Below are 12,415 nucleotides of genomic sequence, written 5' to 3'. Positions count from 1 at the left end.
TATGGCAAAATGTAGATATACTGGTATAATTTTTACCGTTGGCTTTATGCTGCTGATGGGGCAGGTTTTAGGACAAAGCAAGGCAGATAAGCTGCCCGAGTGGGCCATGGGGCCATTTATACGCCCGGCACAGGTTAACCCCATTATCAGTCCCGATTCTAGTGCCATTTTCTTAGACCCGATGCGAAACCAGCATGTGCGGTGGGAAGCTAATGACACCTTCAACCCGGCTGCTACTGTGCGCAACGGTAAAATCTATATTTTATACCGGGCCGAAGATCGGTCGGGCAAAGGCATCGGTGAGCGAACATCCCGGCTGGGCCTGGCCGAAAGTAGTGACGGCGTACATGTTAAAAAGTCGCCGCAGCCGGTACTTTTTCCGGCCAGTGATGACCAAAAAGAATTTGAGTGGACCGGCGGTTGTGAAGACCCACGCGTTGCCGTTACAGAAGATGGTACCTACGTAGTATTGTATACCCAATGGAACCATAAGCTACCACGATTGGGAGCCGCAACATCTACCGATTTAGTACACTGGCGCAAGCATGGGCCTATCTTTCAACAAGCTTATAACGGGCGCTTTTTTAACATCGCCAGCAAATCTGCATCCATCATAACACGGTTGGTTAATGGCCGCCAGGTAATAGCCAAAATGAATGGCAAATACTGGATGTATTGGGGCGAAGAGCATGTGTATGCAGCTACATCTACCGATTTGGTGAACTGGACGCCGGTAATTGAAAAAGATGGTAATTTAAAGCAATTAATTTCGCCGCGTGAAGGATTTTTCGACAGTAGTCTTACAGAATGTGGACCGCCTGCTGTTATAACAGATGCCGGTATTGTGCTGATATATAATGGTAAAAACAGTGTGCAACACGGCGATAGCCGGTATACACCTAATGCGTATTGCGCTGGGCAAGTGTTATTTGATAAAAAAGATCCGCTCAAAACCATTAGCCGGTTAGATAAGCCATTTTTAAAACCCGAAGCCAGCTTTGAAAAAAGCGGGCAGTATCCTGCCGGAACTGTGTTTGTAGAGGGTATGGCTTATCTGAATCACAAGTGGTATCTTTATTACGGGTGTGCCGATTCAAGGGTAGCGGTTGCTGTTTATCAGCCCAAAACTAAATAGGAATGATACAGATAAAAGCTTCGTAGCTGGTAAAAAGGCTTGAGTAAAATATTAGATATTAAATGCATTTATATACAAAAGACTGACTATTTTACCCACGTAAACCAGTTAACCAACCAATTAACCCATGCAGGTAAAAGCCAAGCTTATAGAGCGTAAGTACCTTCTTGTTTTTGTATTTGTAACTTCATTATTCTTTTTGTGGGGTGTAGCCATTACCATTGGCGATGTACTGAATCGTCATTTTCAAAGCGTATTGCATATATCTAAATCCAGTTCGGGGCTGGTGCAGCTGTCTATTTTTGGTGCTTACGCGGTTATGGGTATACCGGCCGGTTTGTTCATGAAACGGTTTGGTTATAAGCGCGGCGTACAATTAGGCTTGTTTTTATATGCTGTTGGCGCTTTTTTGTTTGTACCGGCGGCTAATCAGCAGTCATTCACCTATTTCAGATTTGCACTGTTTGTTTTGGCCTGTGGTTTGGCTACGTTAGAAACGGTTGCCCATCCTTTTATTGCTGCGCTGGGCGACCAGCGTACCAGCGACCAGCGGATAAACTTTGCACAGTCTTTTAACGGATTGGGCGGTGTTATAGCACCGCTACTGGGTAGTTATTTTTTACTGCGTACAGGCCATGAAGGCGCAGGCGAGTTAACGGCTGTTAAAAACCTGTATATAGGCATTGGTTTGTTAATATCGTTTGTGGGAATAGCTTTTTCATTTATTAGGGTGCCTGCGCTCTCCAATCCGCATGTGGTTGTTACCGACAGTTATGCCACTGTAGGTGCGGTAACGGCAGACAAAAAGCTATTTCAGCACCGGCACTTTGTGTTTGCAGTAATTGCACAGTTTTTTAATACGGCGGCACAGGGTGGTACTTGGGCCTATTTTATAAACTATGGTCATGAGGTAATGCAGCTAACCGATGAACGGGCAGCGCATTTTTTTTCTTTAAGCATTTTTATGATGATGGTAGGGCGCTTTTTCGGTACTTTTTTAATGCGTTATATTGCACCTAGCAGGCTGCTTGCCATATTTGCGTTCGGTAATATTTTAATGTGTGCGCTGGTTGCACAAAAGCTGGGCATGGTATCTTTCGGCGCCCTGATTATGATCAATTTTTTTTTCAGTATCATGTTTCCAACCATATTTAGCCTCGGATTAAAGAATTTAGGAACTTATACTGAGCAAGGATCGTCATTTATTGTAATGGGTGTTGTTGGCGGTGCTATATTCCCAATCCTGATGGGGCAAATTGCCAACAATGATGTTGCCAAATCATATTACCTGCCTATCATTTGTTACGTGGTGATCCTTCTTTTTGGATTGAGCTTCAAAAAAGACAATAAAGGCGAATTGAAGCCATTGGTTTCTGAACAAGAGCTAACATAAAGTAATAAGTGCCAAACGGCGCTACATCAAGGTAAACGATTAATTAAAGATTTTTTAACTGTTTAAAAAAAGAATAAAAGAGTCCTAGTCTCTCATAGCTAAAGCGCTTTAGTAAGCGCATATTTTATTAATAATGAAAAGATTAAATCTATCAATCTTACTTTTTCAACTGGTGATGCTGGCTTCGGCACAAGGGGTAAAGCCTTTCCAGAAAGGAGACCGTGTGGTTTTTACCGGTAACAGCATTACCGACGGCGGCCATTACCATTCTTATATATGGCTGTATTACATGACCCGCTTTCCCGACAGGCGCATTGACGTTTTTAATGCCGGTATAGGGGGTGATGTAGCCAGACAAATAGCAGAGCGTTTACAAACGGATGTTTTTTCCCGCAAGCCGACCGTAGTTACCCTAACCTTCGGAATGAATGATACCGGTTATCAGTTGTTGAAAGGTTCAAAGGCGGATTCGGCATACCAGAAGGCCGTTACTACCGCCAATCAAAGTTTTAGCCAGATAACGCAAGAATTAAACCGTTATCCGCAGGTACGCAAAGTGATGATCGGCAGTTCGCCTTATGATGAAACCTCAAAGATTAATGGCTTGGTTCTGCCGGGTAAGAATGCGGCCATGCTTCGGATTGTAGAATTACAACAAAAAGCGGCGGCGAGCCATCAATGGGATTTTGTAGATTTTAATCGCCCAATGACAGCCATTAACCTAGCTCATCAACAGCAAGACTCCTTGTTTACGCTTCAAGGACAAGACCGGATACACCCTTACAATGACGGGCATATGGTAATGGCCTATCTTTTTTTAAAGGCACAAGGGCTTTCGGGTGTTAAGGTGGCCGAGATTGGAATTGATGCTAAATCTGAGAAAACAATTAAGCAGGAAAACTGCCGGCTATCTAACATACAGGCTAAGAAAGGCATAATTAGCTTTAACTATCAGGCATTTTCGCTGCCTTACCCGGTTGATACTGAACCCCGCGGTGGTGGCAAGCAGCTTCGCTCGCAAGCCGATGGTTTAAAATGGGTGCCGTTCACTGATGAATTTAATCAAGAACGGCTTAGCATAAAAAATTTGCCGTCAAAGCAACAATACCGTGTAAAAATTGATTCTGTGCTGATAGGTACCTGGACAGGGCAAAACCTGAACGAGGGTGTCAACCTGGCAACCATCCCGGCAACTCCGCAGTATCAGCAGGCATTGGCCGTAATGCATTTAAACGAAGAGCGCTGGAGCCTGGAAAGACGGCTTCGGGAATATTACTGGCTGCAGTATTCCATTTTAAAACCTAAAGGGCTTATGGGACGAAATGGTGCCGATATGGTAGATTCATTAACCACGTACGCACGCAAAGATTTTTTTGTAGGAGCCACCCTTAACACTTTTAAAACCGCTCGCTTTGAACCTGTCCGCATAGCCTGGCAACGCGAAATAGATGTTTTAACGGACGAGATTTATGACATAAATAAACCAATCGAGCATCAAATTACTATCGAACCTATACCATGACGAAGACTAAGAACGTAGCAGCACGATTTAAAATGAAACCGCTTGTTTTGCTTTGTCTGGCATTGGGTAGTTTAGCCGGCGGGCAGGCACTTGGGCAAAAAACTTACTATATAGACGGTTACCATGGCGGTGTATGGGGGCATTATCCCGATTGGAATACCCGTTTCATGGCCGATCAGCTTAAATCGAATCCTTACTGGCGAATAAATATCGAGTTAGAGCCCGAAACCTGGGACCGGGCTAAAATGGTAGACTCGGCAGCTTATAACGATTTTAAATCTTTATTTGCAGATCAGTCGGTAAACGGAAGAATTGAATATACCAACCCGTCGTACGCGCAAAGCTATCTGTATAACCTGGATGGTGAAAGCATTATCCGGCAGTTTTATTACGGTATTCAAAAAGTAAAAAGTCATTTTCCAACGGCTGCGTTTACTACGTATGCTGTTGAAGAGCCTTGCTTTACCAGCGCACTGCCGCAAATTTTACAATCATTCGGTTTCAAGTATGCTTCGCTTAAAAATCCAAATACCTGCTTTGGGGGCTACACCCGTGCCCACGGCGGCGAACTGGTGAACTGGATTGGACCAGACGGGACAGGTATCACCACAGTCCCACGATACAGCATTGAGTCGCTGCTTCCGGCATCTACCTGGCAAACCATCGCGTGGGATAATTCACCCGCATACATCAATGCGGCGTTAAAAGATGGCATTCAACATCCCATCGGCATGACCTATCAGGATGCCGGTTGGAAAGGTGGTCCGTTTTTAAAAGGAGGCCGCCAGCTTGCCGAAAAAAATATTTATACAACATGGCGCAATTACTTTGCAACTGTGGTTGCCGGAGATGCGGCACCCAACTGGCAGCTATCGCAGGAAGATATTCAGGTGAGTTTGGTTTGGGGGTCGCAAGTGATGCAAAACATTGCCCGCCAGGTTAGGCAAGCTGAAAACAATATTTTGCAAGCCGAAAAAATGGCAGCTATGGCAAGCATTTATACCGGTATGCCGTGGCCCAAAAGAGAGTTGGATGGTGCCTGGCGTACGCTGCTTCTTGCACAACATCACGACTCGTGGATAGTGCCTTACAATGGTCGGCCTGGTGATACTTGGGCTGATAAGGTAAGGCATTGGACTGACCATACTAATGCAGCAAGCGATAGTATAATTGCGCAGTCGACTTATCCGGGCATAGCAGGTAATGCAGCTGATGAAGCAATGCAAATTAGAGTATACAACACTTTGGGCCGAACCAGGCAGGAGGTGGTAATATTACCGATACCTAAAGCATGGATAGAAAAGGGGGTGCGTGTTGTGAATAGCCAAGGGCATGCTGTAAACGCACAGGTGCTTCAGGATACGTCCGCAAATAGACTGATGGTTGCTTTTACGGCTACTTGTCCATCAATGGGCTATAACACTTATCGAGTGGAAAGGCAGCCTACTGCACCAGTGCAAGGTATGGTTAAGGTTGACGCGCAAGGGCGTTATCACTTGGAAAGTGATTTGTACAGCATGACACTAGATCCTAAACAAGGTGGTGTAATTCAGCAATTGATAGCCAAAAAACTGGGCAACAAAGAGTTTGTAGATCAGCAAAGCAATAGGGGCTTTAATGAACTGAGAGGTAACTTTTACGAAGAGGGAGGTTTTAAATCCAGTCGCGAACACCCGGCAAGTGTTCAAGTGCTTGAAGATGGGCCATTGGTAGCCAAACTGATGATCAAAGGTATAATCAGCCAGTACCCCTTCAGCCAAATCATTACACTCACCAAAGGGCAATCCCGTATTGATATTGATTTAACTATCGACTGGAAAGGCAACCCGCGAATTGGTGAACCTACGCCGCCCGGCACCTACAAGATCGAAAATTATCATAAAGCATTTTATAATGACCGCTATAAGCTGTTGTCGCATTTTCCGCTGAACTTAAAAAGTCAAAAGGTTTATAAAAGCGCACCCTTTGATGTGACACTGAGCAAGCTCGATAATACTTTTTTCAGTACCTGGGATAGAATCAAAAATAATGTGGTAACCAACTGGGTAGATGTTACAGATGGAAACGAAAGCTACGGTTTAGCGCTGCTAACCGACCATACCACTAATTATGCACATGGCAAAAACTTTCCGCTAAGCTTGGATGTGCAGTATGCCGGTATGGGATTGTGGGGAAAGGATCACACCATCACCGGTCCAAGCCATCTGCGGTATGCACTAATCCCACACGAGGGCAGGTGGGACAAAGCCGCCATTTGGAGCCGGTCTGAAGCCTGGAATCAGCCACTGATAGCCAGTTTGATTACAGATAAGACAGCAACCGATGATGAAACGAAAAGTATACTGCAGTTTGATGGCACCGGTTTACAGGTTACTGCCATGCTGCGAGATGGCGATGATTTGGTTATCAGACTGTTTAACGCAGAAAGCCGTTCCTCACAACATACAATTAAGCTTAATTTAACAGCAAAACAGGCAGATATAGTGGAACTTGATGGTCGAATGAGGCAGCACCTGCAACCTGGCTTATCTAAAGGAGGGCAAATGGTATTGTCGCTGGATATACCTCAGTTCGGAATCCGCACTATCAAATTAACGTCGGCCCGGTACAATGGTACAACCAAAATATAAACACGATAATTAAACACTAACCAATACACATAATGAAATTAAAATTTAAACGACTATTAGCTCTTGCCGGTGGCTTGGCTGCTATGGCAACGGTTAATGCACAAAGCATCCCGGCATTTCGTGCCGGCGAGCGGGTTGCTTTTTTAGGTAATAGTATTACTGATGGCGGCCACTACCACTCGTATATTTGGCTGTATTACATGACCCGCTTCCCAGGGAGGCGCATTACTTGTTACAACGTTGGTGTGGGTGGCGATAATGTAAAACAGATGCATGATCGTTTCGAAAAAGAAGTAGTTACTAAAAAGCCTACGGTGATGACACTTACTTGGGGTATGAACGATTCGGGCTACTTTGAATGGTTTGGAAAAGACGCCGATCATTATGCCGTATGGACTGTAGATTCGGCCAAAGCCCGTTATAACAGGTTAGATAAAGACTTGAAAAGGCATCCTGAAATAAAGAAAATTTTTATTCTCGGGTCGCCATATGATGCCACCACTAAAAGTAACAAGCAAAATTACTATCCGGGCAAAATAACTGCTTTTCAGCAGTTGATAGATTTTCAAAAGAATATGGCGCAAACCAACGGCTGGTCTTACGTAGATTTTGATCATCCGATGATGGCCATCAATAAACAGTGGCAGGCCAAAGATTCGCTGTTCAGCTTAACTCCTAATGACCGTATTCATCCTGATAACGACGGCCACATGGTAATGGCTTATCTTTTTTTGAAAGCACAAGGTCTATCCGGTAAGCCTGTGGCCGATTTTAGTGTGAATGCGGCTTCTGGAAAAGTTATCAAAGCCGAAAACTGTACCATCAGTAAAGTGGCAACCACCAACAATGGTGTTCGGTTTGATTACTTGGCCGGTGCCTTGCCCTATCCGTTGGATACCGTGTCTCGCGGCCCTTTCCAGCGCAAAACCCAGGCGGAGGGCATGCGCTACGTGCCGTTTATGCAGGAGTTTAATAAAGAGCTGCTTACAATAAAAGGCTTAAAGCAGGGCAATTATAAGTTGCTGATGGATGGACAGGAAGTAAATGTTTGGACTGAAAAGCAGCTGGAAGCAGGCGTTAATCTGGCCGAACAGGTTTATACGCCTGAGTACCAGCAGGCGCTGGCTGTGATGCATCTGAACGAAGAACGCTGGACCATTGAAAATAAAACCAGGGGCTATTCATTTGTACAATTTAACGTGCTAAAGCCTAAAGGATTGCTGTATGCCGATAACAAGGCCGCTATGGATGTTGTTGAAAACGAATCTAAAACAAACCCCTTCGTGCGCGGCAACCGGGATACTTACATCAAAGGCCAGTATAAAGCTGTACGCGATGGCTGGCAACACGAGCAGGATGCACTCATTGATGCTATATATGCAGCCAATCAGCCAAAAGTGCATCAGGTAGAGTTAGTGCGTGTGCCGTAAGCTTCGGTTTTTTGCAAAAGAAATTTTTGATCCCGGCGGATAATATCGTCTAGCCTTGATAAACATGACGTATGATTTAAAGGGAAAAAAAATTGACAAAATACCTTACAATATAAAAAGCGGCCTTTTGAGCCGCTTTTTATATTGTAAGGTAACGTTATTAAAGTCCTAAAACGGTAAAAGGTACTCTTACACCTCTTGGGCGGTAACTGTCCGGATCAAATTGTCCGTTTACACATTCAGGTACACAGGGTTTGTAAGTGTTGATACAATAAGTCATTAAAAATTCGCTATTGGCGGTAAACTGCGGGTGGATTACAGGTGTGTAAAAGAATGGTGTGTGACCTTGGTTGCGGTCGGGAATATTATAAATAACCTGCTGAGATGAGAACGGGCCGGTTAAGCTGGTGCTTGTGCAACCATAAATGGCTGTTCCCTGGTCGCATTGCAAGTTAAATTGGGTACTAACCATTACCGCTTTGTTATTAACCCAAGACACAAACACACCACTTGAAGGCGCACTGCCTATTACCGATGCCGAAGTAGCCGAACTAACATACGACGAGCCATTCCAAAACGTCCATGAACCCGGATTACTGGTAGGGAACCGGGCCACATAAATATTAACGGCTACACTTGGTGAGCCCTGTGGTTTGTATCCATATACATAAACATAACCATCCGTGCGTTTGATCATGCCTACGCCGAAGTTGATGCCATTAAGTGCAGGTAACGTAGTGTAGCTTACTGCATTGGTTGATAAATCCAGTCGGCCCAATATTTGGCCTACGCCAGTAAACCCTAATCCGCCCGACGCTGCTGCAATTTCATTGCAGTATACGTAAGCTGCGCCATTAATTTCTACGCCGGTGGTAGTCCAATACCAGTGGCTACTGTTAAGCGGCGTAAATAGTGTAGGGCTACCTAAGTAAGTGAGGGTTGGTGTGTTAGCCGGGGCCCAGCTATGGTTGGCAGGTTGCAGCAACGTTGTGTTATGATTGTTAAAAATACAAGGTAAGGTATTGTTAGCGGTGTTTAGTTGATTATAAAACGAGTCGTTGTTCAGCCAAACATCTCGACCATCGGCCATACGTACAGAAAAAGCGCCATCAAAAGCATTGGCTCCCGTTGTTCGTTTAAAAAAGTTGGTTACAGTGTTGTCTTGATAGGCCGCAACTGCGGTAGTTTGTTTTTTTAGCTCAGGGTTTTCTTCATCTGATGTGCTTAAGGTTTTGCTTTTTTCGCAGCCCAACATCAGCAGCATAACAGCTGCTGCACTAATAAATAGGTGTTTTTTCATAAAAAAGGTTAGTATATGGTTTATAAATAAGAAACAATATATCCATAAGTAAAGCGGTTTAGCTTCACATCAATTGAAAAGTACTGTATATGGCATGTTTAAAGCCATAATTAATGGCAATAGTGCTAATAAGTTTAACTTAGAACGTATCTTCTATAAGATGTGCGGAGAAAAAGGTTTCTTCACAATTGGTATACAGTAAATATCACAACTATTATTTGTAATCTAAAATAAAAATCAAAATTTTCATCTTGTATATGTTAAACCGATTTAGCATACTTGTAAACGATCAATTATATCTCTTCCTTTATGTTTTGCAAGTGGAAATTTTTTGTTTTTCTGATAACGATGTTGTGCGCTTTGAAGCAAACTGATGCACAAAGCCAATCTTATATATTAAAATGGAAATTAGCACCACAGGAGGGAGCGTTCACTGATGCAGCAAAAGTTTCATCGCCCGGACTAAACACTAATTCTTGGATGTCGGCCATTGTGCCCGGAACTGTATTTTACGCTTATGTAGCAGTTGGGCAAGAGCAAAATCCAGATTACGGCGATAATATATATCATGTAGACCAGGCAAAATATAACCGCCCGTTTTGGTACCGAACCGAATTTACACCATCCCGCTTACCACATGGCAAAAGGTTATGGCTTAAATTTAATGGCATCAACAAAAGAGCGGAGATTTACATCAACGGCTATCATTTGGGAACTTTAAAAGGATTGATGCAGCGCGGTATATATGATGTTACTGACAAGTTGCTAACTGATAAGCCCAATGCTATTGCGGTATTAATTGTACCACCACGCCACGACCCAGAGCATAACCACCCGCTGGCCAATTGGGAAAGTCCTACATATCTTAGTAGTGGTAGCTGGGACTGGATGCCTGCCGTGCCCGGATTAAACAGCGGTATTACCGATACAGTTACGTTAAGCGCTACCGGCCCGATAAGTATGGAAGACCCTTACATACATACTAATTTGCCTAACCTTCATACCGCGCATCTTACGGTAGATGTAAAACTAAATAACGCAGGTTCAGAACCAATTACGGGTGTTCTTAAGTTAAGAATCAATCCAGGTAATATAAACATAGTAAGTAAAAGCATTACCATCGCTGCAAACAGCAGCCGGGTTATTAAATTGACTTCGAAAGAATACGTCCAATTAGAAGTCAAAAACCCAAAATTGTGGTGGCCCAACGGCTATGGCGGAAAGGCTGATGGTACGCAGCAATTGTATACCACCAATATACAGTTTGCCGTAAATGGTTCTGAAGCCTCCGATGTAGTAATCAAACAATTTGGTATACGCAAAATTGCATCTGATACCACTATACTCAACGGACCTATGCGGCTTTACGTGAACGATGTTCCTATTCTAGTAAAAGGCGGTAACTGGGGTATGTCTGATTATATGTTGAAGGTTAGGGGTAAAGATTATGATACCCGACTTCGGTTTCATAAAGAAATGAACTTTAACATGATTCGCAACTGGACAGGAGAGGTTACCGATGAAGCCTTTTATCAGTATTGCGATAAATACGGTATCATGGTTTGGGACGATTTTTGGCTGAATAATTTAGGTGGGATAGATAGTTTGGAGATGTTCAAAGCCAATGCCATCGAAAAGGTTAAAAAGTTCCGCAATCATCCATCAATTGTAATTTGGTGCGGTGCGAATGAGGGGGTGCCCGAAGGTAATTCGAACGGGCGACTTAGTAACGCCATCAAAGAGGCTATTGCCGAAAATGAGCAGGATACCCGTATTTACCTGCCCCGTTCAAACGCTGGTGTAACTAATCCTAATTTTTCTATTCATGGCGGCAGCAAAAACCTATCTGGGAGTGGTATTTGGGGTAATGTAGATCCTAAAACCTATTTTACTGATCCGCATAACAGCTACTTATTTTCGGCAAACAGCTACGGCATGCGCAGTGAACTGGGTGCAGCCACGTTTGTAAATATCGAAAGCTTTAAAAAATTTATGCCCAAAGATTACTGGGTGCCGCCAACCACAGACGCTGTAAATAGTAAAACCAACATGTGGGCACGCCACTTTTTTAGCACCGATCCGGCTTTGGGGGGCGGTGCCGAACCGGTGCGCTACATCAATGATATTAACCAGCGCTATGGTACAGCTACTTCTATCGAGGATTTTTGCCGCAAAGCACAATTGCTAAATGTAGAAACTACTAAAGCCATGTATGAAGCCTGGAATGACCATATGTGGAAAGATGCGACTGGGTTGCTAATGTGGATGAGTCAGTCGGCCTATCCAACCATGATTTGGCAAACCTATGATTACTATTACGATTTGACAGGTGCCTACTTCGGCGTAAAAGCCGCCTGTGAGCCTATTCATATACAATGGAATGCGGCTACCAATTCAGTGAAGGTTATCAACAACAAAAACTACGCTATTAATAATGTTACCGCACAGGCAGAGGTATACGCCAGTAATGGCAAAATTATGTCTGCATATAATTTGAAGAAAACGTTGAATGTAAACGCAACGGATATCAAAGAAGCATTCGTGATTTTTGATGATGCGGGCAAGAAGCTGCCTCCAGCGGGGGTTTATTATTTAAAACTGAAGCTTTACAGCAAAAGTGGTACACTACTTTCCGAAAACTTTTACTGGATTGGAGGCACATATCTCAATTATCAGGAGTTAAACAAGTTGCCATCAGTAAGCAGTAGTCTTCAAGTGAGCAGTCCGGTAATTAAAGTGACAAACAATGGTGTTAACAAGGTGCTAACATATACCATTACCAACAGCTCCAAACAAACAGCAGCCTTTGGTATTAGGGCGCAGCTATTAAACGGCAAAGGCGAACAGATACTACCAGCCATATTTAATGATAGTTATTTTGCACTAATGCGGGGCGAAAAAAAGACTTTGCAAGTAGAAGTTGATCCTAAAGCGTTAAGTCACGGTTATAAACTGGCTTTAGTGCCTTATAATAAATAGATTAGTTGTTTTGATTAACAACTATT

Annotated in this window: 7 protein-coding genes; 6 read left to right on the top strand and 1 reads right to left on the bottom strand. The window is 43.6% G+C overall.

Annotation, left to right across the window (positions count from 1 at the left end):
- The first annotated feature begins 1 nt into the window (after position 1).
- From GPM24_RS11525 to GPM24_RS11505, 5 genes are all read left to right on the top strand, one after another.
- Positions 2–1,135 (top strand): beta-1,2-mannosidase, encoded by a 1,134-nt coding sequence (locus GPM24_RS11525; RefSeq protein ID WP_233268804.1) that lies wholly within the window; start codon positions 2–4, stop codon positions 1,133–1,135.
- 127 nt (positions 1,136–1,262) lie between these two features.
- Positions 1,263–2,528 carry a sugar MFS transporter gene (locus GPM24_RS11520; protein WP_158826900.1) on the top strand — a complete coding sequence of 422 codons (1,266 nt, stop codon included), beginning with the start codon at positions 1,263–1,265 and terminating at the stop codon, positions 2,526–2,528.
- 133 nt (positions 2,529–2,661) lie between these two features.
- Positions 2,662–4,050, top strand: a complete 1,389-nt coding sequence (locus GPM24_RS11515) for an SGNH/GDSL hydrolase family protein (RefSeq protein WP_158826899.1) — start codon at positions 2,662–2,664, stop codon at positions 4,048–4,050.
- A complete protein-coding gene (locus GPM24_RS11510) occupies positions 4,047–6,680 on the top strand; it encodes a glycoside hydrolase family 38 C-terminal domain-containing protein (protein ID WP_158826898.1) in 2,634 nt (877 codons plus the stop codon). Before GPM24_RS11515 ends, GPM24_RS11510 begins: the two co-directional genes overlap by 4 nt.
- A 32-nt stretch (positions 6,681–6,712) precedes the next feature.
- The gene (locus tag GPM24_RS11505; protein WP_158826897.1) at positions 6,713–8,110 is read left to right on the top strand and encodes an SGNH/GDSL hydrolase family protein; all 1,398 of its coding nucleotides are present in this window, start codon (positions 6,713–6,715) and stop codon (positions 8,108–8,110) included.
- Between the two features lie 160 nt (positions 8,111–8,270).
- Here the strand turns inward: GPM24_RS11505 and GPM24_RS11500 are convergent, their stop codons facing one another.
- Entirely contained in the window at positions 8,271–9,410 is a 1,140-nt protein-coding gene (locus GPM24_RS11500) for a DUF5005 domain-containing protein (RefSeq protein WP_158826896.1), read from the bottom strand.
- Between the two features lie 348 nt (positions 9,411–9,758).
- On the opposite strand from GPM24_RS11500, the gene GPM24_RS11495 reads away from it, so the two are divergent.
- Positions 9,759–12,389 (top strand): glycoside hydrolase family 2 protein, encoded by a 2,631-nt coding sequence (locus GPM24_RS11495; RefSeq protein WP_158826895.1) that lies wholly within the window; start codon positions 9,759–9,761, stop codon positions 12,387–12,389.
- Positions 12,390–12,415: the final 26 nt, after the last annotated feature.

It is taken from the genome of Mucilaginibacter lacusdianchii (assembly GCF_009770985.1).
Lineage (GTDB): Bacteria > Bacteroidota > Bacteroidia > Sphingobacteriales > Sphingobacteriaceae > Mucilaginibacter > Mucilaginibacter lacusdianchii.
This window is presented reverse-complemented; position numbering and strand designations above follow the sequence as displayed.

Coding starts and splice junctions, on each gene's coding strand:
- GPM24_RS11520 (WP_158826900.1), top strand. CDS start 1,263: ATGCAGGTAAAAGCCAAGCTTATAGAGCGTAAGTACCTTCTTGTTTTT.
- GPM24_RS11495 (WP_158826895.1), top strand. CDS start 9,759: ATGTTGTGCGCTTTGAAGCAAACTGATGCACAAAGCCAATCTTATATA.
- GPM24_RS11505 (WP_158826897.1), top strand. CDS start 6,713: ATGAAATTAAAATTTAAACGACTATTAGCTCTTGCCGGTGGCTTGGCT.
- GPM24_RS11525 (WP_233268804.1), top strand. CDS start 2: ATGGCAAAATGTAGATATACTGGTATAATTTTTACCGTTGGCTTTATG.
- GPM24_RS11500 (WP_158826896.1), bottom strand. CDS start 9,410: ATGAAAAAACACCTATTTATTAGTGCAGCAGCTGTTATGCTGCTGATG.
- GPM24_RS11515 (WP_158826899.1), top strand. CDS start 2,662: ATGAAAAGATTAAATCTATCAATCTTACTTTTTCAACTGGTGATGCTG.
- GPM24_RS11510 (WP_158826898.1), top strand. CDS start 4,047: ATGACGAAGACTAAGAACGTAGCAGCACGATTTAAAATGAAACCGCTT.